This is a genomic window from Tessaracoccus flavescens (genome assembly GCF_001998865.1).
Lineage (GTDB): Bacteria > Actinomycetota > Actinomycetes > Propionibacteriales > Propionibacteriaceae > Arachnia > Arachnia flavescens.
The window spans coordinates 2578288-2602565 of the sequence record NZ_CP019607.1 but is presented as its reverse complement, the minus strand read 5'-3'; the positions used below and the strand labels follow the sequence as shown (position 1 = coordinate 2602565).

The 24278-nt window shown below is 69.7% G+C and carries 31 protein-coding genes; 6 read left to right on the top strand and 25 right to left on the bottom strand.

Annotated features, from left to right (window positions below; translation table 11 throughout):
- From fdxA to BW733_RS12520, 7 genes are all read right to left on the bottom strand, one after another.
- Window positions 1-321, bottom strand: a complete 321-nt coding sequence (gene fdxA, locus BW733_RS12550) for a ferredoxin (RefSeq protein WP_077350944.1) — start codon at window positions 319-321, stop codon at window positions 1-3.
- 68 nt (window positions 322-389) lie between these two features.
- Window positions 390-2087 (bottom strand): VanW family protein, encoded by a 1698-nt coding sequence (locus BW733_RS12545; protein WP_077350942.1) that lies wholly within the window; start codon window positions 2085-2087, stop codon window positions 390-392.
- A gap of 79 nt (window positions 2088-2166) precedes the next feature.
- Window positions 2167-3843, bottom strand: a complete 1677-nt coding sequence (gene sppA, locus BW733_RS12540) for a signal peptide peptidase SppA (RefSeq protein WP_077350940.1) — start codon at window positions 3841-3843, stop codon at window positions 2167-2169.
- A 159-nt stretch (window positions 3844-4002) separates the two neighbouring features.
- A complete protein-coding gene (gene tkt / locus BW733_RS12535; protein WP_077350938.1) occupies window positions 4003-6060 on the bottom strand; it encodes a transketolase in 2058 nt (685 codons plus the stop codon).
- A gap of 79 nt (window positions 6061-6139) precedes the next feature.
- Window positions 6140-6352, bottom strand: coding sequence for a hypothetical protein (locus tag BW733_RS12530; protein WP_077350936.1), 213 nt, complete (start codon window positions 6350-6352; stop codon window positions 6140-6142).
- Window positions 6352-6855 (bottom strand): phosphoribosyltransferase, encoded by a 504-nt coding sequence (locus BW733_RS12525; RefSeq protein ID WP_077350934.1) that lies wholly within the window; start codon window positions 6853-6855, stop codon window positions 6352-6354. The genes BW733_RS12530 and BW733_RS12525 overlap by 1 nt, the downstream gene beginning before the upstream one ends.
- A gap of 48 nt (window positions 6856-6903) precedes the next feature.
- On the bottom strand, window positions 6904-7398 hold the full coding sequence (locus tag BW733_RS12520) for a GNAT family N-acetyltransferase (protein WP_077350932.1): 495 nt from the start codon (window positions 7396-7398) through the stop codon (window positions 6904-6906).
- Window positions 7399-7635: 237 nt separating this feature from the next.
- Between BW733_RS12520 and BW733_RS12515 the strand changes: the two genes are divergently transcribed.
- Entirely contained in the window at window positions 7636-8370 is a 735-nt protein-coding gene (locus BW733_RS12515; RefSeq protein ID WP_161490232.1) for an aldose epimerase family protein, read from the top strand.
- 9 nt (window positions 8371-8379) lie between these two features.
- On the opposite strand, the gene BW733_RS12510 is transcribed toward BW733_RS12515, so the two are convergent.
- The 3 genes from BW733_RS12510 to BW733_RS12500 all read right to left on the bottom strand — a co-directional run bounded on the left by BW733_RS12510 (window position 8380) and on the right by BW733_RS12500 (window position 10573).
- On the bottom strand, window positions 8380-8985 hold the full coding sequence (locus BW733_RS12510; RefSeq protein ID WP_077350928.1) for an MBL fold metallo-hydrolase: 606 nt from the start codon (window positions 8983-8985) through the stop codon (window positions 8380-8382).
- Window positions 8982-10067: an S-(hydroxymethyl)mycothiol dehydrogenase gene (locus BW733_RS12505; RefSeq protein ID WP_077350926.1), complete on the bottom strand. Its 1086-nt coding sequence runs from the start codon at window positions 10065-10067 to the stop codon at window positions 8982-8984. Before BW733_RS12505 ends, BW733_RS12510 begins: the two co-directional genes overlap by 4 nt.
- Window positions 10068-10168: 101 nt before the next feature.
- Window positions 10169-10573 carry an NUDIX hydrolase gene (locus tag BW733_RS12500; protein WP_237268186.1) on the bottom strand — a complete coding sequence of 135 codons (405 nt, stop codon included), beginning with the start codon at window positions 10571-10573 and terminating at the stop codon, window positions 10169-10171.
- Window positions 10574-10664: 91 nt separating this feature from the next.
- On the opposite strand from BW733_RS12500, the gene BW733_RS12495 reads away from it, so the two are divergent.
- From BW733_RS12495 to BW733_RS12485, 3 genes are all read left to right on the top strand, one after another.
- Window positions 10665-11228, top strand: a complete 564-nt coding sequence (locus tag BW733_RS12495; RefSeq protein WP_077350922.1) for an isochorismatase family protein — start codon at window positions 10665-10667, stop codon at window positions 11226-11228.
- A gap of 128 nt (window positions 11229-11356) precedes the next feature.
- The gene (locus BW733_RS12490) at window positions 11357-11617 is read left to right on the top strand and encodes a hypothetical protein (protein WP_152024701.1); all 261 of its coding nucleotides are present in this window, start codon (window positions 11357-11359) and stop codon (window positions 11615-11617) included.
- A 283-nt stretch (window positions 11618-11900) separates the two neighbouring features.
- Window positions 11901-12173, top strand: a complete 273-nt coding sequence (locus BW733_RS12485; RefSeq protein WP_077350918.1) for a DUF7218 family protein — start codon at window positions 11901-11903, stop codon at window positions 12171-12173.
- A 93-nt stretch (window positions 12174-12266) separates the two neighbouring features.
- Here BW733_RS12485 and BW733_RS12480 read toward each other — a convergent pair whose 3' ends face one another.
- The 8 genes from BW733_RS12480 to BW733_RS20240 all read right to left on the bottom strand — a co-directional run bounded on the left by BW733_RS12480 (window position 12267) and on the right by BW733_RS20240 (window position 16634).
- The gene (locus BW733_RS12480; RefSeq protein ID WP_077350916.1) at window positions 12267-12728 is read right to left on the bottom strand and encodes a methyltransferase family protein; all 462 of its coding nucleotides are present in this window, start codon (window positions 12726-12728) and stop codon (window positions 12267-12269) included.
- A gap of 23 nt (window positions 12729-12751) precedes the next feature.
- Window positions 12752-13690: a GNAT family N-acetyltransferase gene (locus BW733_RS12475; protein WP_077350914.1), complete on the bottom strand. Its 939-nt coding sequence runs from the start codon at window positions 13688-13690 to the stop codon at window positions 12752-12754.
- The gene (locus tag BW733_RS12470; RefSeq protein ID WP_202970203.1) at window positions 13687-14160 is read right to left on the bottom strand and encodes a CBS domain-containing protein; all 474 of its coding nucleotides are present in this window, start codon (window positions 14158-14160) and stop codon (window positions 13687-13689) included. Before BW733_RS12470 ends, BW733_RS12475 begins: the two co-directional genes overlap by 4 nt.
- Before the next feature lie 39 nt (window positions 14161-14199).
- Window positions 14200-15006 (bottom strand): phosphotransferase, encoded by an 807-nt coding sequence (locus tag BW733_RS12465; RefSeq protein ID WP_077350912.1) that lies wholly within the window; start codon window positions 15004-15006, stop codon window positions 14200-14202.
- Window positions 14997-15818: a serine O-acetyltransferase gene (gene cysE / locus BW733_RS19845; RefSeq protein WP_077350910.1), complete on the bottom strand. Its 822-nt coding sequence runs from the start codon at window positions 15816-15818 to the stop codon at window positions 14997-14999. The genes BW733_RS12465 and cysE overlap by 10 nt, the downstream gene beginning before the upstream one ends.
- Before the next feature lie 69 nt (window positions 15819-15887).
- Window positions 15888-16109 (bottom strand): YdeI/OmpD-associated family protein, encoded by a 222-nt coding sequence (locus tag BW733_RS19065; RefSeq protein WP_202970202.1) that lies wholly within the window; start codon window positions 16107-16109, stop codon window positions 15888-15890.
- The gene (locus BW733_RS19060; RefSeq protein ID WP_202970201.1) at window positions 16097-16330 is read right to left on the bottom strand and encodes a DUF1905 domain-containing protein; all 234 of its coding nucleotides are present in this window, start codon (window positions 16328-16330) and stop codon (window positions 16097-16099) included. The genes BW733_RS19065 and BW733_RS19060 overlap by 13 nt, the downstream gene beginning before the upstream one ends.
- Window positions 16331-16421: 91 nt before the next feature.
- Window positions 16422-16634: a DUF1905 domain-containing protein gene (locus BW733_RS20240; protein WP_335755080.1), complete on the bottom strand. Its 213-nt coding sequence runs from the start codon at window positions 16632-16634 to the stop codon at window positions 16422-16424.
- A gap of 75 nt (window positions 16635-16709) precedes the next feature.
- Between BW733_RS20240 and BW733_RS19505 the strand changes: the two genes are divergently transcribed.
- Entirely contained in the window at window positions 16710-17069 is a 360-nt protein-coding gene (locus tag BW733_RS19505) for an ROK family protein (protein WP_237268185.1), read from the top strand.
- Here BW733_RS19505 and BW733_RS12440 read toward each other — a convergent pair.
- From BW733_RS12440 to BW733_RS12420, 5 genes are all read right to left on the bottom strand, one after another.
- Window positions 17066-17818 (bottom strand): ABC transporter permease, encoded by a 753-nt coding sequence (locus BW733_RS12440; RefSeq protein WP_077350906.1) that lies wholly within the window; start codon window positions 17816-17818, stop codon window positions 17066-17068. The genes BW733_RS19505 and BW733_RS12440 overlap by 4 nt on opposite strands.
- A complete protein-coding gene (locus BW733_RS12435) occupies window positions 17818-18735 on the bottom strand; it encodes an ABC transporter ATP-binding protein (protein WP_077350904.1) in 918 nt (305 codons plus the stop codon). Before BW733_RS12435 ends, BW733_RS12440 begins: the two co-directional genes overlap by 1 nt.
- Window positions 18732-18956 carry an AbrB/MazE/SpoVT family DNA-binding domain-containing protein gene (locus BW733_RS12430; protein ID WP_077350902.1) on the bottom strand — a complete coding sequence of 75 codons (225 nt, stop codon included), beginning with the start codon at window positions 18954-18956 and terminating at the stop codon, window positions 18732-18734. The genes BW733_RS12435 and BW733_RS12430 overlap by 4 nt, the downstream gene beginning before the upstream one ends.
- A 65-nt stretch (window positions 18957-19021) precedes the next feature.
- Window positions 19022-19948, bottom strand: a complete 927-nt coding sequence (locus BW733_RS12425; protein WP_077350900.1) for a cation diffusion facilitator family transporter — start codon at window positions 19946-19948, stop codon at window positions 19022-19024.
- A 2-nt stretch (window positions 19949-19950) separates the two neighbouring features.
- Window positions 19951-20307: an ArsR/SmtB family transcription factor gene (locus BW733_RS12420; protein ID WP_077350898.1), complete on the bottom strand. Its 357-nt coding sequence runs from the start codon at window positions 20305-20307 to the stop codon at window positions 19951-19953.
- A 75-nt stretch (window positions 20308-20382) separates the two neighbouring features.
- Here BW733_RS12420 and BW733_RS12415 point away from each other — a divergent pair, with 75 nt between their 5' ends.
- Entirely contained in the window at window positions 20383-20775 is a 393-nt protein-coding gene (locus tag BW733_RS12415; protein ID WP_077350896.1) for a hypothetical protein, read from the top strand.
- Window positions 20776-20778: 3 nt separating this feature from the next.
- On the opposite strand, the gene BW733_RS12410 is transcribed toward BW733_RS12415, so the two are convergent.
- Window positions 20779-22482 carry an amino acid ABC transporter ATP-binding/permease protein gene (locus tag BW733_RS12410; RefSeq protein ID WP_077350894.1) on the bottom strand — a complete coding sequence of 568 codons (1704 nt, stop codon included), beginning with the start codon at window positions 22480-22482 and terminating at the stop codon, window positions 20779-20781.
- Window positions 22479-24143: an ATP-binding cassette domain-containing protein gene (locus tag BW733_RS12405; RefSeq protein WP_077350892.1), complete on the bottom strand. Its 1665-nt coding sequence runs from the start codon at window positions 24141-24143 to the stop codon at window positions 22479-22481. Before BW733_RS12405 ends, BW733_RS12410 begins: the two co-directional genes overlap by 4 nt.
- Window positions 24144-24278: the final 135 nt, after the last annotated feature.

Below are 24278 nucleotides of genomic sequence, written 5' to 3'. Positions count from 1 at the left end.
TCACTGGGCCTGGGGCGGAAGCGCCTCGACGACCGGGTGATCCTTGTCGATGACGCCGAGCTTCGCGGCGCCGCCGGGCGAGCCGATCTCGTCGAAGAACTGGACGTTCACGTCGTAGAACTCGGCCTGGTCCTCGGGGACGTCGTCCTCGTAGTAGATGGCCTCGACGGGACACACCGGCTCGCAGGCGCCGCAGTCGACGCACTCCTCAGGGTGGATGTAGAGCATCCGGTTGCCCTCGTAGATGCAGTCAACGGGACACTCTTCGACGCAGGCCCGATCCTTCACGTCAACGCATGGCAGACCGATGATGTACGTCACTTTTTTCTCCTTCAGAGGGCTTGCGTTTGTTAGCTTAGCGCCGATTCACGCGGAGGCACACAGGGGCGTTATTCGCAGACGATGCGGTCGCCCGCGTTGTACTTCCACGAGGCGGGCTCGCTCTTGACGACCTTGCCGCCCTTCCAGAACTGGCGGGTCCAGGAGGCGGTGAAGCCCTGGATGGGCGCCTGGGCCTCGCAGCTGGCGTCTCCCTTGATCGTGCGCGTGCTTCCCGAGTAGTAGTCGGACTTCACGATGTCGGTCGAGGTGACCTTCTCCCAGGTCGGCTTGGACCAGATCTCGAAGGTCAGCGTGCCCTGCTTGCCGGAGGCAGACTTGTCGATGTAGCCGCGGATGACCGCGGGGTACTCGGTGTCGTTCTGGAACCGCATGTCGAGGGATCCGTAGTAGATCGTCGACTCGCGACCGGCCGGGTAGCGCGGGAAGTACAGGCTGTGCGGCTTGTGCTCGATGTCCTTGTAGCCTGCGAAGAATCCGGCGTTGAACAGAGTCGTGGCCGCCTGGGAGATGCCGCCCCCGGACTCCTTGACCAGTCGTCCACCGTTGATCACGTAGCCGTCGACAAAGCCGTTGGCTGTTGTGCGCTCCCCGAGTGCGTCGTTGAGGGAGAAGATCTCGCCGGGCATGAGCACGGTTCCGTTGACCAGCTCCGCCGCGCGGCCGAGGTTGGTGTTGCGGTAGGCGGCGTGCGGGTAGTTCGTGTGGAACTTGCCGATGATGGTGAACGCGCCGAGGCTGTTGGCCTTCTCCGTGGTGTACCCGGGCTGCTTCGTCTCAACCTTCACCGGTGTGGTGCGCCCGGCACCGGTGGCGGTGGCGGCCTTCTGCACCGACTCGACGAAGGACTCCTTCGACAGTTCCTCGCCGACGACGGCGGGGACGACCTTGACGGCCGCGCCGTTCAGCGCGAACGAGGCGTCCTTCGCAGACCTGAGCTTCAGCGCCTTCTGCGCCTCTGCCGTCGACTCGAACAGTTTCTCGGCGTCGAGGGACCCGACCAGCTTGCCGTCCTTCTGGGTGAAGGTGGCCGCCTCGGCAAGCGCCGCGGGGCTGATCTCCATCCTTGTGTCGTTGTGCGTCAGCACAACGGGTCCGCTGACGAGCGGATCGGCGAAGGTGGTCACGACCTCGTCGACCATGGCGTCGGTGACGGCGGGATCGGTGGAGTCGATGGCCGCGATTGCGTGGCCCTGACCCTGGGTGAAGGCGCTGGAGACGGCCTCGGTGGACTTGTCGACGTTGAGCGCCTCGGCGTTGGTCGCCTCGGTGCGCACGACCTTTCCTGCGTCGAACTTCACGGTGGCGTCGACGCCCTCGACGGCGAAGGCCGCGGCCTGCGACTCGACGGCGCTCTTCAGCTTGACCTCGTCCACCTCGCGGACGAGGTCGACCTCGCCGCCGCCGGTGAGCGAGTGCAGGATGTCGGCCGGGTTCCAGCTGAATCCCCCGCCCGCGTGGGCGACGGTCTCGTCGTAGTTGGCGGTGAGACCCGCGTCTGCCGGGGTGATCGTCGCGCTGCGGTCGCCCGCGCTGAGCGTGATCGCCTCATCGACCTTCGGGCCGAGCTCGGTGCGCAGCTTCTCGACCGCCAGCTCGGGAGCCATGCCGCCGATGGAGACTCCGTCGACCGATGCCTTCGCGGGGACCTGGTTGCCCGCCACGAAGTACGACACGACATAGGCGCCGCCGAGAACGACGACGACGCCACCGAGCACTCCGGCAACGATCTTCTTGGTCTTGCTCACTTTCACCCCTCATCCGCCATTTCGGGCGCAAACCAGATCAATGCTACGTAATGGACCCTCCGTCCCCAAACGGCGGCGCTCACGACAGACGGACCGACCAGGGCATGGTCAGCACCCCGGGGGCCTTGACCCCGAGCCTCGCGGCGAACGTCGCGAACTCCGACTCGAGGCTCGGCAGCTTCGCGCCGCCCATCGCCGACTCCGAAGAGGTGGCGGGCTTCAGCAGCGCGACAAGGCCCGGCTCCCCCATGGTGGCGAGCCGGGTCCGTCGGGGGTCGACGCCCGCCAGCGCACAGGCCCGCTCGACGGCGAGGTTCTGGCCTCCGAGGTGGTCGACGAGGCCCCGCTCCTTGGCGTCTGCGCCCGTCCAGACCCGGCCACGGGCGAGCTTCTCGAGGTCGTCGTAGTCCATGCCGCGGTCGTGGGCGGCGAACGTGGTGAAGTCGAGATAGACCCGGTCGAGGAAGCGGTTGAGTCGCTCCCAGTCCGCCTCGGTGAACTCGTGCGCGCTGGAGAAGGTGCCTGCGGCCGCGCCGACGTTGATCGTCTCGCGCACCAGGCCGAGCTTGTCGTAGAGCCCCTCGGTGACCATCTTGCCCGCGAGCACGCCGATCGAACCGGTCAGCGTGGTGGCCTGGGCGACGATCTCGTCTGCAGGCATCGCGACGTAGTAGCCGCCCGACGCTGCGACCGACTCCATGTGCGCGACGACCGGCTTGCCAGCCTCGCGCAGGCGCAGCACAGAGCGTCGGATGAAGTCGGATGCGACGGCGGAACCGCCGGGAGAGTCGATCGAGAACACCACGGCCTTGACATCGTCGTCGCGCAGGGCGCTGCGGAGCTGCTCGTCGATCACGTCGGCGCCTGCGTTCTGACCGCCGAGCGCGGAGCGGGCACCGCGTCCGGTGACGATGCCGCCACGCAGCTGCACGAGCCCGATCTTCGGGCCCTTCAGGCGGAGCTTCTTTGCCAGCTCGGCCTTGTTCGAGTAGCGGTGGGCGAACAGCAGGGACTCGGGGTCGACCTGCCAGGCCTTCAGCACCGCGGCATAGGCCTCATCGCGGTAGCCGATCTTGTCGATCAGCCCGATCTCGAGGGCCCGCTCCGGCTCGACGGGGGCGTCGTTGACGGCCTCCCAGACGGCCTCGGTGGAGAGCTTGCGGCGCCGCGCGATGTCGGAGACGAGCGACTCGACGACCGACTGGCCGAGGCGCGCGGTCATCTCGCGCTGCGGCTCGGTGATGTGGTCCGCGGCATAGGTGTTGGCTGCGGTCTTGTACTCGTGGCGCTGCCCGAACTGCGGCTCGACCCCGACCTTGTTGAGCAGGCCCTTGAGCAGCGTCATGCTCATCTCGAGACCCTCGATGCACACCGCGCCGGTCGGCTGCAGCCAGATCTCCCGGGCAGCGGTCGCGAGATGGTAGGCGCCAAGCCCATGGGTCAGTTCGCCGAACGACTCGGCCCACGCCATGGTCTTCTTCTTGGCCCCGAACTCCTCGATCAGCTCGGCGATCTCCTCCACGTGGGCGATGGTGGTCGACGACGGGACGGCGTGCACGATGAGGCCCACCACCCGGTCGTCGTCGGCGGCGGTGCGGAGGTGGTCGCGGAGCGAGGCGAGGCTTGTCGAGTTGATCAGCTGCAGCGCCTGCAGCGGGTTCGAGGGGCGGGAAACGAGGACGCCGCGCGCCATGTCGAGTTCCAACACGATCGGTTTGTCACCGGTGACTTTGCTGAGAATGTCGCTGATACCCATGTTCCAAGAGTACGGACGGCTCAACCCCGCACGGAGGTGGCGACGACCAGAGCGACCTCCGTCCGCGAACTGTCGACCTTGGTCGCTGCCCGACAGGTCGGCGTCGGTGTGGACGCGAAAGGGGCCCTCCCCGAAGGGAAGGGCCCCGGTCGCGGCCGGTCAGTCGAGGATCGACTTCGCGGTGGCCACCACGTTGTCCGCGGTGTAGCCGAACTCCTCGAAGAGCTTCTCGCCGGAGGCGGACTCACCGAAGTGCTCGATCGAGATGGAGGCACCCTTCGGGCCGATGTACTTGGCCCACCCCATTGAGACGCCTGCCTCGATGCTCACGCGAGCGGTGACGGCAGCCGGCAGCACCGACTCCTTGTACTCGTCGCTCTGCTCGTCGAACCATTCCTGGCACGGCATCGACACGACGCGCGTGGCAATGCCCTCGGACTGAAGCTTGTCCTGCGCGTCGAGCGCAACGGACACCTCGGAGCCGGTGGCGATCAGGATCAGCTTCGCGTCACCGTCAGCCTCGCTGACGACGTAGGCCCCCTGGGCCACACCCTCGGCGGAGGCGTAACGGTCGCCGCGCGGGATGGTGCGCAGGTCCTGGCGCGACAGGATGAGACCGGCGGGGCGGTCGGTGCGGCGCAGGATCTCGCCCCAAGCCACCGAGGTCTCGTTGGCGTCCGACGGGCGGACGACGTCGAGGCCGGGGATGGCGCGCAGCGCGGCGAGGTGCTCGATCGGCTGGTGCGTCGGGCCGTCCTCGCCGACTCCAACGGAGTCGTGGGTCCAGACGAAGATCGAGTCGAGCTTCATCATGGCGGCGAGGCGGACGGCGGGGCGCATGTAGTCGGAGAACACCAGGAAGGTGCCGCCGTAGGCGCGGGTCAGGCCCGAGAGGTTGATGCCGTTGACGATGCCGCCCATGGCGTGCTCGCGGATGCCGAAGTGCAGCGTGCGTCCGAACGGGTTGCCCGGCCAGTCCTTCGTGACCCGGTTCTCGGGCAGGAAGGACGGTTCGCCCTTCATCGTGGTGTTGTTCGAGCCCGCGAGGTCGGCGGAGCCGCCCCACAGCTCGGGCAGCTGGTCGGCGAGCTCGGAGAGGACCTCGCCGGAGGCGGCGCGGGTCGACTTCTTGCCCTCCTCGAAGACGGGCAGCTTCAGGTCCTCCGGCAGCTTGCCCGCCTGGACGCGCTGCAGCAGCGCCGCCCCTTCGGGGTTGGAGGAGACCCACTCGGCGAACTTGGCGTCCCATGCCTCGCGCGCGGCCCTTCCGCGCTCGGCGAGGGCCTTGCGCGAGGCGTCGACGACGTCGTTGTTGATGGCGAACGGCTCCTGCTCGAAACCGAGCAGTTCCTTGAGCGCCGCGATCTCCTCGCCGCCGATCTTCGAGCCGTGCACTGAGTGCGAGCCCTGCTTGTTGGGCAGCGGCCAGCCGATGACGGTGGTCAGGCGGATGTAGCTCGGCTTGTCCGTGACGGCCTTCGCCGCCTCGATGGCGTCGTAGAGCGCCTGGATGTCTTCCTTGTACTCGGTACCGCCGTTGGTCCAGTCGACGTGCTGGACGTGCCAGCCGTAGGACTCGTAGCGGGCGTCGACATCCTCGTTGAACGAGATCTTGGTCTCGCCCTCGATGGTGATCCGGTTGTCGTCGTAGATCATGACGAGGTTGCCGAGCTCCTGCGTGCCCGCGAGCGAGGAGGCCTCGGACGAGATGCCCTCCTGCAGGCAGCCGTCGCCGGCGACGACGTAGACGAAGTGGTCGAAGACCGACTCGCCGACCGGCTTCTCGGGGTCGTACAGGCCGTGCTCACGACGGGCGGCCATCGCCATGCCGACGGCGTTCGAGATGCCCGAGCCGAGCGGGCCGGTGGTGCACTCGACGAACTCGGTGTGCCGGTACTCGGGGTGGCCGGGGGTCTTCGATCCCCAGGTGCGCAGCGACGAGATGTCGTCGAGCTCGAGGCCGAGGCCGCCGAGGTAGAGCTGGGCGTACTGCACCATCGAGGCGTGTCCGGCCGAGAGCACGAAGCGGTCGCGGCCGATCCACTTGGAGTCGGTGGGGTCGATGTTCATGACCTTCTGGTACAGAAGGTAGGCCACCGGGGCCAGCGAGACGGGGGTACCCGGGTGTCCGTTTCCGGTCTTCTCGACAGCGTCGACGGCGAGGATGCGTGCCGTGTCGACAGCGCGAGCGTCCTGTTCGGTCCACTCAAGAGACACAGTTATTCCTAACTACTTTGTTGCTGCGGCTGGCGACAGCCTACCGCTCAGGTCTTGTGGTCGTTTGCGGGGCCCACGCCTAGGAGCCGTCGGGTTCGTAGTACAGGAACGAGCTCGCGTCGAAGTCGACGACGGCCGCTCCGGGAACCTCCGCGGGGGTGTCCGGCGAGTCGGCTGCCTCGCGACGGGAGCCGGGGTCGACGGGCCGGACTGTCTCACCGAGCGCCTCACGCACCTGCTTCTGCACGTCGTTGGTGGCGTCGGTCGGGTCGAACTTGCGGGTCTCTGCCATCACTCACCTCGCTGTGCCGGGGGCTGATCCGACCAGGGGAAGACGATCCACTGGTCGGTGGACTTCCAGATGAAGTCGGGCTGCACGACGGTGCGCGGCTTCGCGTACAGCACCGCGGAACGGACCTCCGCACCGAAACCACGCAGCAGCTTGATCACGAGGCCGAGGGTGCGACCGGAGTCGGCCACGTCGTCGACCACGAGGATGCGCTGCCCGGCGATGGAATCGGTGTCGAGCATCGGGGCAAGCAGCACCGGGTCGGGGAGGGTCTCGTTGACGTCGGTGTAGAACTCGACGTTGATGGCGTCGGTGAGCTTCACTCCCAGCGCGTAGGTCATGGCTCCGGCGAGGGTCAGCCCGCCGCGGGCGACCGCGATGATGCACTGCGGGTCGAAGCCCGTGTCGACGACCGCCTGGGACAGGTCACGCGAGGCGGCCCCGAAACCCTCCCAGGTCAGAATTTCCTTGTCCGTCAGGTCGGTCGCGTCAGCGTGGTAAGCCATGCGCCCCATCCTAATGCCGCCCCGACAACCGGCGCTGGCGGCCCGGAATCAGGAGAAGACGAGGGTGACGAACACGACATCGAGCCACCGGTCGAACTTGCGACCGACCTGGGGCAGCCTGCCGGAGACCTCGAAGCCCAGCTTCTCGTGGAAGGCGATCGACTGGGCGTTTCCGCCGTCGATGACGCCGACCATGGCGTGCACGCCGTTTCCGCGGGCGATGTCGATCAGCGCGTTCATCAGCATCCGGCCGAGGCCGGCTGCCCTGTATCCCGAGCCGATGTAGACGCTGTGCTCGACCGTGTGGGCGTACCCGCCGAGGTGTCGGAAGGGGCCGTAGCTGGCGAATCCGGTGGCGATCCCCTCCTCCTCGACCACGAGCACCGGGAAGTTGCCCGCGGAGAGCCGTTCGAACCAGGCCCTCCGGTCCGCGACGGACACGGGTTCGAGCGCGTAGGACGCGGTCGTGCCGACTCCCGCCTCGTTGTAGATCTCCGTGATCGCCGGGATGTCGGCGTGCTGGGCGGGACGGATCGTCGGCATGGCCCCATCGTAAGTGCGCGACGAGGCCTGACTGCGCGCGCGGGTGCGCCGTGGACCGCGGTCGCACGACGTCGCGACCGTGGTCGACGCCCCGCGTCCGTGCACTGCCCTTGAGCCGACCTCGGCACACGGTGCACCTTAGGATCTCGCCATGCCACACGACGTGACCCTGACGGCCTGCACCTGCTCACCGGAGGGTGGGGAGCCTTCGGCGTCGAGGAGATCGGAGCGACCGTCGTGTCCTGGCGCCCCGGCGGGCGGGAGCGTCTGTACACCGCCTCCGACGCGGTGGTCGGCGCCGAGCGGATGTGGCACGGAGGCATCCCCGTCTGCGCGCCCCGGTTCGGCGTGGGCAACGGTGGCGTCCCGTTCATCCACGGCCTCACCCCGAAGGTGCGGTGGCGGACCCTCGAGGTGACCGCCGACGAGGGAAGGGCCCACATCGTGCTGGTCACCGATGCGCAGGTGATGAGCCACCTGCCCTGGGCCGACCGGTTTCCGGCCGACCTGCGCTACGAACTCGACGTGGTGGCCGACGCCACGACGCTGACGATCGGCCTGACCATCGCGAGCCCCAGCCGCGACGCGGTCGTCGAGATGGCGCTGCACCCCTATCTGCTCACCGACACCGCGCGCACGCAGGTGACGGGCCTGGGCGGCGTGGCGTACCACGACTTCTCGAACGGTCTCGACGGCGTCGGGGAGGACCCCCTCGCGGTGGCGCGGTACGTGGACCGCGTCTACACAGAGGCTCCCTCGACCACCATCGCCGACGGCTCGTCGGCGCTGCGGCTGGCCGGCCAGGGCGCCAACTCGGTCATCGTCTGGAATCCGGGGCCCGGCAACGACCAGGTGCCGGGCGAGGAATGGGCCGACTTCGTCTGCGTGGAGTACGGAGACGTGAAGTCGGGCGCCCTGACGATCCCGGCGGGATCGAGCCACCTGCTGCGGCTGTCGATCATCGCGGGCTGAGCCCCCGCGTCAGCGCCCGAGCGCCTCCGCCTCCGCGCCGATCGTCGTGTCGTCCCCGTGGCCCGGGTGCACGACGGTGTCGTCGGGCAGCGCGAAGAGCCTCGACCGGATCGACTCCTCGATCAGGGGCCGGCTGCTGAAGGAGCGCCCGGTCGCGCCGGGTCCGCCTTTGAAGAGCGTGTCGCCGGTGAAGACACAGCCGAGCGTCGGCGAGTAGAGGCTGACCGAGCCCGGCGAGTGTCCCGGCGTGTGGAGGACCTGCAGCGTGACCGGGCCGACGGTGAACTCCTGGCCGTCCTCGAGGTCCTGGTCCCACATCCGGTCGGGGTGGGTGAGGTTCCAGACCGGCTCGTCGCCCGGGTGCAGCCAGACGGGGGCTCCGGTGCGGTCGGCCAGGTCGGTGGCGTAGCGGACGTGGTCGTCGTGGGCATGGGTGCACACGATGGCCTGCACCTTCCGACCGTCGACGGCGGCGAGGATGGCCTCCACGTCGTGCGGTGCGTCGATGACGATGACCTCGCGGTCGTCGCCGACGAGCCAGACGTTGTTTTCGACGTCGAATGTCTCCCCGTCGAGCGAGAAGGTGCCTGCGGTGACGATGTGGTTGAGCGTCACAGGATCACCACCGAGCGCAGCACCTCACCGTGGTGCATCTTCTCGAAGGCGCTCTCGACGTCGCCGATGCCGATCTCCTCTGTGACGAAGGCGTCGAGGTCGAGCCTGCCCCGGAGGTAGAGATCGATCAGCATGGGGAAGTCTCGCGAGGGCAGGCAGTCGCCGTACCAGCTCGACTTGAGCGCACCTCCGCGGCCGAACACGTCGAGCAGTGGGATCTCGGGGATGCTGACGTCGGGTCTTGGGACGCCGACGAGCACGACGGTTCCCGCGAGGTCGCGGGCATAGAAGGCCTGCTTCCACGTCTCTGGGATGCCGACGGCGTCGATAACCACGTCGGCCCCGAACCCGCCGGTGAGCTTCTGGATGGCCTCGACGGCGTCCTCACTCTTGGAGTTGACAGTGTGGGTGGCGCCGAGCCCCTTGGCCCATTCGAGCTTCTTGTCGTCGACGTCGACGGCGATGATCCGGCTCGCAGCTGCGAGGGCGGCCCCGGCGATGGCGGCGCAGCCGACCCCTCCGCAGCCGATCACTGCGACGCTCTTGCCGAGGGTGACCTCTCCGGTGTTGATCGCCGCGCCGATGCCCGCCATGACGCCGCAGCCGAGCAGGCCAGCGGCAGCCGGGCGCGCCTCCGGGTCGACCTTCGTGCACTGGCCCGCGTGGACGAGCGTCTTCTCGATGAAGGCGCCGATGCCGAGGGCGGGCGAGAGTTCGGTGCCGTCGGTCAGCGTCATCTTCTGCTCGGCGTTGAACGTGGCGAAACAGTACTGCGGCTGGCCGCGTCGACAGGCGCGGCAGTCGCCGCACACCGCGCGCCAGTTCAGCACGACGTAGTCTCCCGGCGCGACGTTGGTCACACCCGCGCCGACCGACTCGACCACCCCTGCCGCCTCGTGGCCGAGCAGGAAGGGGAAGTCATCGGAGATGCCGCCCTCCCGGTAGTGGAGGTCGGTGTGGCACACGCCGCACGCCTGGATGGCGACGACGGCCTCACCTGGCCCCGGATCTGGAACCTGGATGTCTTCGAGAGTGACCGGCTCGCCCTTTGCGCGGGCGACGATGCCTTTGACTACCTGCATAGCCTCACCATAGTGGCGATGTCGGGCATTGTGGAGGTTTGGCGGGGTCCGGGCGGGGCCGGTGACCGACCTGGTGGGGAAACGGCGATCGGTGCCCGGCTCTACGGTCGGTCCAGCAGGGGCGCGATCGCCTCGACGAACAGCGGGGCGAGGCTCGCGTCGTCGAGGCGGGTCGGGTCGACCCAGCGGACGGCCTCGATCTCGGCGGCGGGGTGCACGTCCGGATCGACGGCCTCGGGCCACAGGTAGGACTGCGACACGACGACATGGTCGGGCTCGTTGGCCGCGGCCGCCCGGTGTTTGCCCATGAACTCGAGCCTGGCCGGATCGAGGATCAGCCCGAGCTCCTCGGCCACCTCCCGCGCCCCGCAGGCGGCCCCGTCCTCCCCGGCCTCCGGTTTGCCTCCCGGGTTCATCCACATGCCGGTCCCGCGCTTGCGCACCATCAGCACGCGCCCCTCGGCGTCGCGCAGGACGACGGCGGAGACATGGATCAGGCTGGTCACGGCCCCGACGCTACTGTCACGCCACGAACCGCGGCAACCGACACCCCGGCCACCCCCTAAGCTGGCCGGAACCGAACCGGGAGGCTGATCCATGGGCAAGGCACTGATCGTCGTCGACGTGCAGGTCGACTTCTGCGAGGGAGGCGCCCTCGGCGTCGAGGGCGGCAACCGCGTGGCCGCCGAGGTCGCGGAACTGCTCGCCGGCGACCACGGCTACGACGCCGTCGTCGCGACGAGGGACCACCACATCGACCCGGGCACCCACTTCTCGGACCAGCCCGACTTCGTCGACACCTGGCCACCCCACTGCGTGGTCGGCACCCCTGGCCAGGAACTCCATCCCGATCTCCGGGGATACGGCTTCGACGCGGTGTTCGACAAGGGTTCCTACGAGGCCGCCTATTCGGGCTTCGAGGGCAGCATCGGCGGCGCCGAGGGGGGAGAGCGGCTCGCTGCCTGGCTCGGCAGGAACGCGATCACCGAGGTCGACGTCGTCGGCATCGCCACGGACTACTGCGTGCGGGCGACCGCCCGCGACGCGGCACTCGAGGGCTTCGAGACGACGGTCCTGTCGAACCTGACGGCCGCGGTCCACCCGGACAGCTTCGCCGCGGTCGAGGCCGACCTCGCCGGGGACCGGGTCGCCTGGGCCTGACCGCGCCCACCCCACCGATGTCCCGTGGCCACGACCGAACTCGACGGGTTCCTGCGGCTCAACGACGCCGGGGACGGACGCCACGTGATGGTCACCCCCAGGGCGACCAGTTCCGCCTCTTCGACGGCGTGTTGACGGCCGAGCCACACCGCGACCACTCGCACCACTTCGCGGGCGAACCCCACCTGACCGAGGTGACCTACCAGGCTCCGAAGGCCGGCCACGTCGTGGTGCACGAGGGCCGCACCGTCCTCTTCGGCGACGGCGACGGCTCCAACCAGGTGGTCGACTCCGCGAAGATCGCCGACCCCGACGCGGCCGCCCGGGCCTTCTCCGCGGACGCCCCGCACCACGGCGTCGCGCTGAAGCTCGACGAAGGATCGTTCTAACTCGCGCAGGGCACCGAGGAGTCGCGCTCGACCCTGCAGGTCGAGCGCGGTGACGAGGTCGTCGCGGAGACTCGAGGTCACGGCGAAGCACAAGCTCTCCGTCACTCCTGTCGAACTCGCGGTCGTCACGGGAGAGGCCGCGGACGGCCACGACCACGACCACTGACCGCCACCCCGACCCGCGGCGGCGCGACGCCCTCCTTCGTCGCGTCGGCGTTTCCGGGAACCGCTTCGGCGCGGAAGGGTCCCGGCGTAGGGTCGAAGACATCCGGAAGGAGGCATCATGCCTGGTAGGAGAGACCCTGGTCCGAGTGTGAAGGACAAGGAGCTGTACGAGACGCTCCGCGAGGAGGGCAACTCGAAGGAGAAGTCGGCCCGCATCGCGAACGCGGCGGCCGCCACCTCGAGAAGCGCCGTCGGGCACAAGGGCGCGACCGCAGAGGACTACGAGGACCGCACGGTCCCGGAACTGCGCAAGCGTGCCGCCGAGATCGGCATTGAGGGCCGGTCCACGATGAACAAGTCCGAGCTGATCAAGGCACTGCGCAACCACTGACCGACGCCTGGCCGGACAACGGCCCTCAACACCTCGACCTCTGCGCCCGTGGACGCAGAGGTCGTCGACGTTCGGCCCCCGGAGCCTGACGGCTCAGCCGAGGCGACCGAGCCAGCGCGGGACGCGCTTGACGTAGCGGGCGTAGCCGCGGCCGAAGCTCGTCATCAGCGCGTCCTCCTCCTGCTCGATCTGCGGCGTGACGGCCGCCATGAACCCGGCGACAGGGAGCAGCGACGACACCGATCCCCTCCACAACGCATGCGCCGTGAGCAGGCCGGCGAAGCCGACGTAGATCGGGTTGCGCGTGATCCGGTTCGGGCCGGTGACGATGAGCGCGCTCGTGCGGTCGGGCCGGATCGGGTCGACCGTCGTGTCGCCAAGCCGGTACTGCGCGAAGGTCCCCGCCATCATCGTGGCCGAGACCCCCGCGACCCCGACGGCGGCCAGCTTCGCCACCGCGGGCACCTTCCTCTCCGGGGCACCCTTCTTCCTCCTCGAGAGGAGGCGCTGGGTGAGCCAGGCCGCCGCGAAGGGTACCGGTGGTGGGATGTGCATGGCTGCTCCTCGGGTTCGGCGGGTCACAGTGGTCGGGTCATGGCAGCGGTCACGTGCTTCTCCACGAAGCCGAGCCGCTCGTAGACGCGGGTGGCGCCGGTGGGGCTCTCGGAGTCGACGTCGAGGCCGAGCACCTTGATCCCCTCCGCCCCGCGGGCCAGCTCGATGCTGCGGGCCATCGCGCGGCTGGCAAGGCCCGTTCCCCTCGCCTCACGGATGGTGCCGACGAGGTCGACGTACAGCTCATCGTCGAGGTACTGGCTGATCAGCACGTAGGCGTCGACCGCGCCGTCGTCGCGTCGGGAGATGGACGAGAACTGCGGACGCATCGGGCGGCCTGCGTAGAAGTCGTGCCACCGCTCGGGCGTCATCGGAGCGGTGCCCCAGTGGTCCTCGAAGGCCGCGTTGTGCGCGATCCGCACCGCCTCCTCGTCCTCGACGGTCGGCGAGGCGAACTCCTCCCCGTCGACCTCGAGCGGATCCCCGGGCATCGGGCGCTCCATCAGGATGAAGTAGCGCGCCTCCTCGTAGCCGCGCGCGTGCAGCATGCTGCGCGCGCTCGAACCCTCGAGGCCGCCGCCGGCGCGCAGGGTGCCGGGAAGACCCGGGTTGCGCTCCTGGTTCAGGTCGCGGGCCCGCTGCTCCATCTTGTCCATCAGCTCACGGCCGATGCCGCGCCTACGCCAGTCGGGGTGCACGCCACCGTCGAGCTGGCAGCGGACGGTGTCGTCCTCCTGGGTGGTGAAGCCGACCCGCAGCTGGCCGAAGGCGACCAGCCGGTCCCCGTCCCACACGGTCCAGGTGTCCTGAGCCGGGTCCATCCCCGTCTCCTCCAGCTCCTCAGCCAGGTCCTCGGGTTCGTAGTACTCCTCGGTCCCGTCGACCTTCGCCAACAGGTTTGTCAGCTCGGCCCAGGGCTGTACGACGTCCTTGTTCAGATGCATCCAGCGCAGTTCGCTCATCCGTCGATCCTGTCAGAGAGACAGGTCACGTGGGGACAGGTCGCCCGTGCACGTAGTTGGTCAGGTACTCCGTCTCGCTCTGCAGGTCGTCGATGTGGCTCTTTGACGATGTCGCCGATGGAGACGATCGCTGCGAGCTGGCTGTCGACGAGCACCGGCATGTGTCTGACCCGCAGTTCGGTCATCGACGCGGCGACGTCGGTCAGGTCGTCGTCCATCGCGACGGTGCGGACCTCGGCCGCCATGACGTCGGAGATCGGATGGCTGAGCGCCTCTGAGCCGTACGCGGCGAGCGCCCGCACGACGTCGCGCTCCCCCGCGATCCCGGCGACGGAGCCGTCGGGACCGGCGATGACGACGGCACCGATGTTGTGCTCGGTCAGCAGCCTCACGAGGTGGGCCAGGTCCTGGTCGGGACCGGCCGTGACCACTGAGCTGCCCTTGTGGTTGATGACATCTGTGATCCTCATGCCTGACACAAACTCCGCGCGGCGGAGTCTGCGCCGGGATCAGCCGATGAGCGCGCCTGCCAGCAGGCCCGCGTCGGCCCGCAGCCATGCACCGCGCCGGCGGATCGAGTCGCCGACCCCCTCGTCCCACATCCTTCGCCAGCCGCCGCCGAGCCGTTCGGCACGCTCGCGCATCGAGTACCAGCTCCGGTCGGCCACCGAGATCGACACCGGGACGATCCATTGACGCTCTTCACCGGAGAGGCCGTAGGCGTCGACCAGGTCGCGTGCCCTGCGGGCCACGTCGACGCCGTCGAAGGCCGGGTCGCGGTCCCCCGGCGCCTGCCACCCTCCCCACCACTGGAGCAGGTTGGCGACCTCGTCCACCCGGGACGAGGGACGGGCGAGGTCGAAATCGATCAGCGCGAACGCCTCCCCGTCGCGGAAGACCGTGTTCTCCGGCGTGATGTCGCGGTGCCCGATTAACTCGGGAGGCGGCCCCACCGGCTCGGGCGAGCCCGCGGGGCGCGGGCCAGCGCCGGAGCCGAAGGGCAGGCCGAAGGCGAGCATCGCGTCATCGAGGCGGCGCAGCAGGCGGGCGACGGACCTGCCCCGCTCGAGGTCCCCGACCCACGCGGGCCATGGGCGAGCGGCGACCTCGCCCTCGATGAACGAGACGATCTCACGCCCCTTCTCGTCTGTGCCGTGCAGGCGTGGCGCCCCGTCGAAGCCGACCGACTCCAGGTGGCGCAGCACGGCGTGGACCGTAGGGCTGTGTTCGCCGAGCGGCCGACGGACGGTGTCGCCCACCCTGACCACGCCCTCGGTGACGTCGCCACCTGGGAGCGGGATCTCGTTCAGATGCACGGGTCGAACGCGTCGAGCGCCTCGAAGTTCTGGTTCATGTCGAACGCCGGAAGCGACGTGGCGGGGACGTTGACGACCTTGGCGGGGACGCCTGCGACCGTCGTGTGCTCGGGGACGTCCTTGAGCACGACGGAACCCGCACCGATCTTCGCGCAGTCGCCGATCCGGATGTTGCCGAGGATCTTGGCTCCCGCACCGATCATCACGCCGCGGCCGATCTTCGGGTGCCGGTCGCCGCCCTCCTTGCCGGAGCCGCCGAGCGTTACCTCGTGCAGCATCGAGAAGTCGTCCTCGACGACGGCGGTCTCACCGATCACGACGCTGGTGGCATGGTCGAACATGATGCCCTTGCCCAGCCTCGCGCCAGGGTGGATGTCGACGGCCCAGACCTCGGAGATCCTGCTCTGCAGGTACCAGGCGAGCGCCTTGCGGTCGTGGCTCCAGTAGAAGTGCGCCACCCGGTAGGCCTGGATGGCCTGGAATCCCTTGAAGTAGAGCAGCGGGTTCGCGTAGCCGGGGCAGGCGGGATCGCGGGAGACGACGGCCTGCAGGTCCGCGAGGATCGCGCGCTGGATGCACTCGTCCTCCTGCAGCACGTCGAAGAAGATGTCGCGCAGGCCGAGTGCGGGAAGCGTCGAGTTCTCGAGCTTGCTCGCGAGCAGATAGCTCAGCGACTCCTCGATGTCGGGCTGGCTGAGCACGGTGGCGTGCAGGAAACCCGCAAGCAGCGGCTCGTTGGCCGCCGCGAGGGCGCACTCCGACTTGATCGACTCCCAGACCTTGTCGTCGGGAACGATGAGTGCGGGATCCATGGGCCCTCCTTGGCGTCAGACGAACTCAGGCTACCCAGCCTGGCCCGGCACCTCCACCCCGCTCCGCTGTCAGCGAACCTGACGCAGGTCGGCGATCTCCGCCTCGATCCTGCGGCGCCTTGTCTCGTCGCGCTTCGCGCCCGCCACCCCGGCCGCGATCTCCTTGCGCCTGGTGTCGCTGAGCGCCGCGAAGGCTGCCCTGAGTTGGGCGTCGGCGTCGAGCGCCGCTGCCAGGTCGGCCGGGACGTCGACGGTGCGCTCCGCGTCGTCGAGGGCGATCACGGCATCCACCCCGTCGCCTCGACGCCGAGTTGCGCACGGACTGCCTTGCTCATGCCGATGCAGAGCACCCCTCTCATCCGGGCGACCCGCAGTCTCGCCGAGCGTTCGCCGATGGTCACGACCACCGGTGGCGTCTTCGCCGTGGACAGTTCGGCGACCTGGGCGTCGGTGAGGATGATGGCCCCCTCCGGGGCGGTCGGTTCGATCGTCGTGTGCGGTTCCAGTGCCATGTGTCCTCCGGCCAGACTCGTCGTTCGAGGTGGATGCTCGCGTGGACGCTGTCGCCCCGGCCGATCCCCTCTGCCCGCTGGACGGCGACCTTCACCGGCAGCAGGTAGCCACCGTCGCGCGGGCTGAGGAGGTGGTGAAACTGGTGCCACCGATGACGGCCTCGACCGGGATGCAGCCCCAGCCATAGCTCAGGATGGCCGCCGAGTCGCCCACCACCCCGGCGGCCTCCTCGCTGAGGGGGACGAAGAGGAACGGCGCGGGGCCGCGCCATTGAATGATCTCTCCGTCGAACTCCAGTTCCACCCGACAAGTGTGCACCCGGCCCGGGAGGCACGGGCGCGAACCGCGCCGCCGGTCAGGGCTGGAGGCGCAGGTGTGGTGCGTCAGCTGCGCGAGGCCGGCTATGACGTCACGACCACCGCCGAGGCGCTCGCGCTCGCCAGGGACGCCGACGCTATCGCCACCCGACTGGTCCGCACGGCGGGCACGTACCTCGGCCAGGTCCTCTCAGGCGTGGTCAACTTCTTCAACCCGCACGCCGTCTTCCTCACCGGATCGATGAGCTCGTCGGAACCCTTCCTGGCCGCGGTGCGCAGCCGGGTCTACGCGAACTGCCACCCCCTGGTCACCCAGACGCTGCGCATCGAGGCGGCCGCGACGGGTGCCGACGCGATCCTGCTCGGTGCCGCGAGGCTCGCCATCGACACCCTCGACCTGGCCGCGGCCGGGTCCGCCTAGCGCTTCGGCGCCCAGCGGAACAGCCACACGCCGAGGGCCCCGCAGACAACGGTCATCCCAACGAGGACGAGCACGGCGTCGAGGTGCTCTCCCCAGGTCCCGCCGTTCCAGAGCCCGGAGGTCAGCTCGACGAAGTGGTGGATGGGCGAGAAGGCGATCACCCTCTGCACGCCCTCAGGGAGCACCGCGAGCGGGACGAACGCTCCCGAGGTCATCATCAGCAGGATCATCAGGACGTTGCCGATGCCGACCGACGCCCCGACCGACGGGTAGACGGCGGCCAGCAGGTATCCAAGCGCAAGGAAGGCGACAAGGCCCAGCGCCGAGGCCGCAAGCACCGAGCCGATGCGCTGGGGCAGATCGACGCCGAAGCCGATGACGCCGACGGCCAGAGCGAGCACCATGCCGAGCATGCCGAGCACGAAGTTGACGGTGAGGTCGGCCGCGATCCAGGTGGACGGCTTGAGCGGAGTGACGCGGAGCCTGGTGAGCGCACCCGTCTCGCGCAGTTGGAGCTGCTGTTGCGGCATCACCATCACCCCGGTGATGGCGAGCACGAGCGAGGCGAAGGCGGGCAGGGTCTTGGTGATGTAGCCGACCCCGCCGAAGTCAGGATTCGGCTCGTTGCCGAAGATCAGGCCGAGCACCACCACGAGGGCGGGGGCGAAGATCAGGGTGAAGAAGAAGCCCACGGGCTCGCGCAGTTGCGAGAGGGCGAGCGATCCGGTCAGTCGTCGGTAGCCACGCATCACTGTTCTCCATCGCGCATCTCGCGCCCGGTCAGGGCGACGAAGACGTCTTCGAGGTCGGGCTCGTGCAGCGTCATCTCCGTGACGCTGGTGCCGAGGTTCGCCAGCCGGGAGAGCACCGCGGGGGCGAAGTTTCCGGAGCCGGCGATCTGGACATGCCCCTCGGCGAGGCGGACGGAGGAGACGCCGTCGATCCCTTCGAGCAGCCCCGGGTCGGGTGATGGATCCGCCGCGAGGCTGAGCAGGCGCTCGCCTCCCTGCCTGGCGATCAACTCCACAGGGGTGCCGAGCGCGATGATGCGTCCGGCGTCGATGATGGCGATCCGGTCGCAGAGCGCCTGGGCCTCCTCCATCGAATGGGAGGTCAGCATGATGGTGTGCCCCTTGGCGCGCAGGCCGCGGAGGATGTCCCAGATCGCGAGCCGCGCCTGCGGGTCAACGGCGCTGGTGAGCTCGTCGAAGAACAGCAGCTCGGGGTCGTTGACCATGGCGAGGGCGATGTAGACGCGCTGCCGCTGGCCACCGGAGAGCCGCTCGAGCCGCGAGCCCGCCTTCGACTCGAGGCCGAGTTCACGCAGCAGGTCGTCGATGTCGAGGGAGTCCGGATAGAACGAGGCGAACAGGCGCAGCACCTCGCGCACGGTGAGGCGCGGGATGGCGCTGGCCGACTGGAGCTGGACCCCCATCCGCAGGGTCAGCGCCTCCAGGTCGGACTGCGGATCGAGGCCGAGCACGGAGACCGTGCCGGAGGTGGGTCGGTCGAGCCCCTGCAGGCAGTTGAACAGCGTGGTCTTTCCCGAGCCGTTAGGCCCGAGCAGGCCGAAGATCTCCCCCTCCTCCACGCTCAGATCGACAGCGTCGAGAGCGCGGACCCCCGGAAACTGGCGCGTCACGGCGCGCACGTCGACCGCGTTCACGCATCGTCCTTGGGGAACGCCGCGGCGAGGAGCTGGTCGAGCGCGCCTCCGGGCAGGATCGCGATGCCCTGCTCGACATCGGCGAGGATCAGGACGGTGTCGCCGGGGTTGATCCCGAACAGGTCGCGGGCGCCCTTGGGGATCACGATCTGACCCTTCGGCCCGACCTTCACGCTCGCGGCGAACTTGCCGGGTAGTTCCGGCAGCCTCTCGATCGGCATCTGGACCTCCTTGGTAGGAAAAGTAAAACTAATCCTACCTCATAGCGGCGAGTGCCTTACAGGGGTCACCCGGTGCGCGGCACGGAACAGGCCTCGACGTCCACATGGAAGCCCTGGGCCTCCAACTGGAAGGTCGTGTGATCGACCTCGAAGTGCTCGGCGACACAACCCTGGACATCGCGCAGGATCTCCTGGGCGTGGCCGTCGACGAAGCACTCGTCGGCGAGGACGACGTGCGCCGTCAGCACCGGGAGTCCGGTGGCGACGGTCGAGGCGTGCAGGTCGTGCACCTCAACGACGTGGTCTACCTCGCTCAGGTGACGGCGCACCTCGTCGAGGTCGAGCCCCTCCGGGGTGAACTCCATCAGCACACGGGTGGTCTCGCGCAGGATCACGAACGCACGCGGCAGGATCAGGGCGGCGATGAACAGGCCTGCGAGCGCGTCCGCCCGCTGGAACCCGGTCGCCCAGATGACGACGGCGGCAACGATGACGCCGAGCGAGCCGAGGGCGTCGTTGAGCACCTCGAGGAACGCGGCCCGCAGGTTGAGGTTCGCCTCACGGCTTCCGTGCAGCACGACGAGCCCGACCAGGTTGGCGGCGAGGCCGATCACGCCGAAGACCAGCAGCTCCCCGGCGGGCACCTCCGGTGGCGCGAACAGCCGCTGCACGCCCTCGACGACGGCGTAGGCGCCGACCACGAGGAGCAGCACGGCCTGGCCGAGTGCGGCGATCACCTCGACGCGGCGGAAGCCCCACGTGCGGCGGTCATTGGCCGGGCGGAGCATCAAGGTGGCGGCGATCAGCGCGACGACTAGGCCCGAGAGGTCGGCGACGGCATGGACCGTGTCCGTGAGCAGGGCGAGGCTTCCGGTGAGCACGGAGCCGACCAACTGCGCGACCACGATGACGCCCGTGATCGCGACCACGAGCAGAAGCCGCCTGCGATGGTCGGCGGTCGCGGGCGCGGCGTGGTGATGCTCGTGCGCCATGCTCACCCCACCTCCGGGCGCATGAGCTGCGAGCAGAGCCTCACCTGCGACCCGGTCGCCGCGAGCAGATGCTCGGCGGCCCGGAGCAGCCCGGAGAGATCCTCGGCGTCGGCCAACGAGTACCAGGAGGCGCGGCCCTCCATCCGCAGCGCGATCAGCCCGCACTCGAGCAGGCAGCTCAGGTGCTTGCTGACGGTCGACTGGGCGAAGTCGAGGTGTTCGACGAGGTCGCGCACGCGGTGCTCGCCGAGGGCGAGGTGCTGCAGCACGGCCAGCCGGGTCGGATCGGAGAGCGCGTGGAACAGCCTGGCATAGACCTCCGTGTCCGCGCGGTCGAGGACCTGGGCATTGATCGTCATGCAACGATGGTATCGCTTTTGGGCGATATATGGGGAACCACCTCGCCGGACGCATCTGTCGGCGCAGAATGGACCATGCTCAGAACCCTCTTCGTCGCCCTGTCCGCCCTCGCGGTGCTGTCCGGCTGTCAGCAGCCCTCCCCTCGCACGGTGAGCGTGGAGACGCAGACGTGGAACAGCCGCAGCGGCGCCGTCAGCCAGGAGGGTGGCGCCTCGATCGACGCCGTCGAGGGGAGCAACGTCACGCTGCCCAGCAACGTGGGCCACCTCACGATCACCGTCTCGGCGGTGCGGGACGACGCCGTCACGCTCGAGTTCAACCAGCCCATGGCGCGCGGGCACCACGACGAGGAGCAGGCCGCGGACAAGCCGTCCACGAGCTTCGACCTGGCGCCCGGTGACGAGCTGAGACTGTCGACCGTGACCCTCGACGCCGGCTCGGATGTGACGCTGCGCCTCGACGACTGAGGCTCAGCCTCGCGCCTCCAACCGCGCGAACGGCCCGTCGGTGGCCCTCAGCATGCCCACTCTGCCCTGGGCGACGACCCGTCCGGCGTCGACCACCCACACCTGCGCGTCGTCGGGGATCAGGTCCGCCCGGTGGCTGATCTCGATGACGGTCAGGCCCCTCAGCGAGGCGGCCAACCGCTCCCGCACCAGGACGAGGGTGGGGCCGTCGAGCTGGCTGAGCGCCTCGTCGAGGATCAGCACCTGGGGCTCGGCGACCAGCGCCCGGGCGAGCGCGAGGCGCTGCAACTGACCTCCCGAGACGTTGACACCGCGGGCCGAGACCCGGTGCTCGAGGCCGCCAGGGAGCGAGTCGACCCACTCCTCAAGCGCGACGGCGCGAAGCGCCTCCCACAGCGTCTCGTCGGACGCGTCCGGGCGCGCGAGCCGTAGGTTCTCGGCGATGGTGCCCCTGAGCAGCGTCGGCCGTTGGGCGACGAACCCCACCCGTTCGCGCAGGGCGTCCAACGGGAGCCGGTCGACGCTGACGCCGCCCAGCGTGACGGCCCCACCCTGCGGGTCCCAGCCGCGCATGACCAGGCCTGCGACGCTCGACTTCCCGCTCCCCGAGACGCCGACGAGGTAGCTCCACGTCGCCTGGTCGAAACGCAGCGACACATCGTCCAGCACGCTACGGGCCGTGCCCGGGTAGGCGAACCTGACGCGGTCGAGGACGACGTCGCTGCGCTGCGGAAGCCCCTGCGGCTCGTCGGCCTGGGTGATCAGGGCGGGCCGGTCGACGATCTCCCGGACCCGCGCCGTGGCCGCGAAGGCCGAGTCGAGCCCGGTGACGAAGTCGTCGACGCCACGGGTCGGCCCCCACAGCGCGATCGACACCGCAAGTCCCAGGGCCATGGCGTCGATGGAGGGCTGCGCGACGAGCAGCACCGCGATCAGCCCTGCGGCCCTCAGCGCGGTGGCACCGGCCGAGCGGAGCCCGGTCCCGAGGCCGGCGCGAGTCCTCGCCGCGATGAGGTCGTCGTCGTGGTCGGCGAGGGTCTCGAGGCGTCGCTGTCCGGCCCCCATGGACAGCACCTCGGGAAGTCCCTGGACGTCGTCGGCGACGTGGGCGGCGATCGCGCCGCGCCGCCTGGCCACCCGTCTGGCGTTCGACCACGAGCCGCGCGCCGCGAGCGCGGGAAGCAGGAGGGCCGCCGCGGCGAAGAGGCCGACCACGACGGCGCTCGCCCCGTCGACCGCGAGGGCGAGCCAGGCCACGTAACCGGCCGGGACGACGACCGCGGCGACCATCGGCGGCAGCGTGTGGGCGAAGAACACCTCGATCCGGTCGATGTCACGGGTCGCCCGTTCGGTCAGGTCGGCACCGGCCTCGCCCTGGGTGGCGGCCGGGGCCTGCGGGACGAGGCTCTCGAAGAACAGTTCCCGGAGCCGCTGCAGCGAGGTGAACGCCACGTAGTGGCCGGCGTAGTGCTCGAGGTAGCGCAGCAGGGCCTTGACGAGCGCGATGCCGACGAGCAGGCCGATCATACCCGCCACGGAGAGGTCGGCTCCCGCCGCCATGCGGGTCAGCGCCCAGACGGAAACGACGAGCAGCGCGACGCCGAGCGCCTTGCCGACGACGCTCGCGGCCACAGCAATCCCGAGGGGCGCGAGGAGCCGACGGGTGTGGCCGATCAGCCAGCGTGTGTGGTCGAGCCTGCCGCTCATGCGGGCACCCCTCCCAGCTCGACCACCCGGTCGGCGGCGAGGATGGCGCCGGGCCGGTGGGCGATCATCACGACGGTGCGGCCTGCGGCCAGCCGGTCGAGCGCCGCGAGGATCTCTGCCTCCGCGCCCAGGTCGACCTGCGAGGTGGGCTCGTCGAGGATCAGGACGGGCGCGTCGCGCAGCGCGGCCCGTGCGATGGCGAGGCGCTGCGCCTGGCCTCCCGAGAGCCTCGAGCCATGTTCGCCGACCTGGGCGTCGAGGCCGCCGGGCATGCGGCGCACCTCGTCGTCCATGCCCGCGAGGGCGAGTGCCTCCCACAGTCGTGCATCGTCGGCCTCGGGGTCGGCGAGCCGGAGGTTCTCGGCGATGGAGCCGAGGAACAGATGCGCCCGCTGTTCGAGCACGGCGAGCCTCGCGCGGACGAGGTCGGGATCGCTCGCCGCGATGTCGAGGCCTGCGACGCTCGCGGCGCCTGCGGCGGGTGTCAGATGGGCCTGCAGGAGGGCACTCAGCGTGGACTTGCCCACGCCGCTCGGGCCGACGATGGCGACCCGCTCCCCCTCCTCGATCCGCAGCGAGAAGTCGGTCAGCACGGGGGCAGCGCCTGGCCATCCGAGGGTCACGCCGTCGAGCTCGACCGCGGCGGAGCCGCCGACCTCACGCTCCCCGATAACGTGCGACGCCGCGCGCGCCCGGGCGGCGTGGGCACTCAACTGGCTCTGCGCCGCGCGGCCACCGATGCCGATGTAGAAGAAGGAGCCGAACACGTCCGCGGGCCCGGTGACCAGCACGGCCAGCAACACCACGGCGACCGCCTCGCCAAGCGTGATCGCCCCGCCCCGCAGTCGGGTGAGCGCGAGCCCGGCCGAGGCCGCCGTCACCGCGAGCGAGAAGGCGGCGTCGACGACGAGGATGAGGAGCTGGTTGCCCGCGAGCAGCCGCATCACGGAGCGCCGGTGCCGTTCGCCGCGGCGCGCCAGGTCGGCGGCCGCCCGATCTGCCGCACGGGCGTAGACGAGGGTGCCGAGCGCCTGGATCGACTCGAGGAAGCCAGCGGTCAGCTGCCCCTGCGTGCGCCGGTAGGAGGCCCCGATGGGGCGCATGACACGTCGGAATCCCCCGACGGCGAGCGGCACGATCAGCAGCAGGAGCGTCAGCCATCCGGCGGTCGGCCAGTCGATGGTGATCCCCATGATGAGCAGCACGAGCAGCGGGGAGGCGAGCGCGCCGACCATCGGCCCGATGAAGGCGGCCCGGTAGTGCGCCGCCTTCTCGACGGCGTGCCCCGCGAGCGAGAGCAGCTCACCGGCCCTGCCCCTCGTCCCGGTGACGCCGAGCCGGAACGCAGCTGCGACGACGAGCCTGCGGAGCCCCTTCTCCGTGCGGGCGGCGGAGCTCTGGGCGAGCCAGGGAGCCGCGCCTGCGCAGAGGGTCGCGATGATCGAGGCGGCCACGAGGCCAGCGATGCGGGGGCCGCCGATCAGGCGGCCGGAGGCCACGTCGTCGAGCGCCCAGCCGGCCTGGATGATCAGCAGCGCGACGGCGGTAGCCTCGACCAGCGCGAGCGCTGCACCAGGGAGCCACGACGGACCTGCAGCGCGGACCTCATCATCCAGCGGGATCTTCGCCCCGTGTGCCCCGTGTCCTCTGCCTGTCGTCACCGGTCGAACCTACCCTGGTCGCGCTGAGCAGGGCCAACGGGTGGGCCACCCCTTGGCCACCCATCGCGCCGGTGTCGCCTGTGAGTGCCCCCTAGGATGGCGTGACCTCACCCCCTGCGATGGAAGACGATGCTG

Bases quoted from the DNA above. Each gene is read 5' to 3' on its own strand.
- sppA (WP_077350940.1), bottom strand. From the start codon at position 3,843: ATGGGTATCAGCGACATTCTCAGCAAAGTCACCGGTGACAAACCGATC.
- BW733_RS12530 (WP_077350936.1), bottom strand. From the start codon at position 6,352: ATGGCAGAGACCCGCAAGTTCGACCCGACCGACGCCACCAACGACGTG.
- BW733_RS12525 (WP_077350934.1), bottom strand. From the start codon at position 6,855: ATGGCTTACCACGCTGACGCGACCGACCTGACGGACAAGGAAATTCTG.
- BW733_RS12520 (WP_077350932.1), bottom strand. From the start codon at position 7,398: ATGCCGACGATCCGTCCCGCCCAGCACGCCGACATCCCGGCGATCACG.
- BW733_RS12505 (WP_077350926.1), bottom strand. From the start codon at position 10,067: ATGCAGGTAGTCAAAGGCATCGTCGCCCGCGCAAAGGGCGAGCCGGTC.
- BW733_RS12495 (WP_077350922.1), top strand. From the start codon at position 10,665: ATGGGCAAGGCACTGATCGTCGTCGACGTGCAGGTCGACTTCTGCGAG.
- BW733_RS12485 (WP_077350918.1), top strand. From the start codon at position 11,901: ATGCCTGGTAGGAGAGACCCTGGTCCGAGTGTGAAGGACAAGGAGCTG.
- BW733_RS12480 (WP_077350916.1), bottom strand. From the start codon at position 12,728: ATGCACATCCCACCACCGGTACCCTTCGCGGCGGCCTGGCTCACCCAG.
- BW733_RS12475 (WP_077350914.1), bottom strand. From the start codon at position 13,690: ATGAGCGAACTGCGCTGGATGCATCTGAACAAGGACGTCGTACAGCCC.
- BW733_RS12470 (WP_202970203.1), bottom strand. From the start codon at position 14,160: ATGAGGATCACAGATGTCATCAACCACAAGGGCAGCTCAGTGGTCACG.
- cysE (WP_077350910.1), bottom strand. From the start codon at position 15,818: ATGGATCCCGCACTCATCGTTCCCGACGACAAGGTCTGGGAGTCGATC.
- BW733_RS19060 (WP_202970201.1), bottom strand. From the start codon at position 16,330: ATGGCACTGGAACCGCACACGACGATCGAACCGACCGCCCCGGAGGGG.
- BW733_RS12440 (WP_077350906.1), bottom strand. From the start codon at position 17,818: ATGCGTGGCTACCGACGACTGACCGGATCGCTCGCCCTCTCGCAACTG.
- BW733_RS12430 (WP_077350902.1), bottom strand. From the start codon at position 18,956: ATGCCGATCGAGAGGCTGCCGGAACTACCCGGCAAGTTCGCCGCGAGC.
- BW733_RS12425 (WP_077350900.1), bottom strand. From the start codon at position 19,948: ATGGCGCACGAGCATCACCACGCCGCGCCCGCGACCGCCGACCATCGC.
- BW733_RS12420 (WP_077350898.1), bottom strand. From the start codon at position 20,307: ATGACGATCAATGCCCAGGTCCTCGACCGCGCGGACACGGAGGTCTAT.
- BW733_RS12415 (WP_077350896.1), top strand. From the start codon at position 20,383: ATGCTCAGAACCCTCTTCGTCGCCCTGTCCGCCCTCGCGGTGCTGTCC.
- BW733_RS12410 (WP_077350894.1), bottom strand. From the start codon at position 22,482: ATGAGCGGCAGGCTCGACCACACACGCTGGCTGATCGGCCACACCCGT.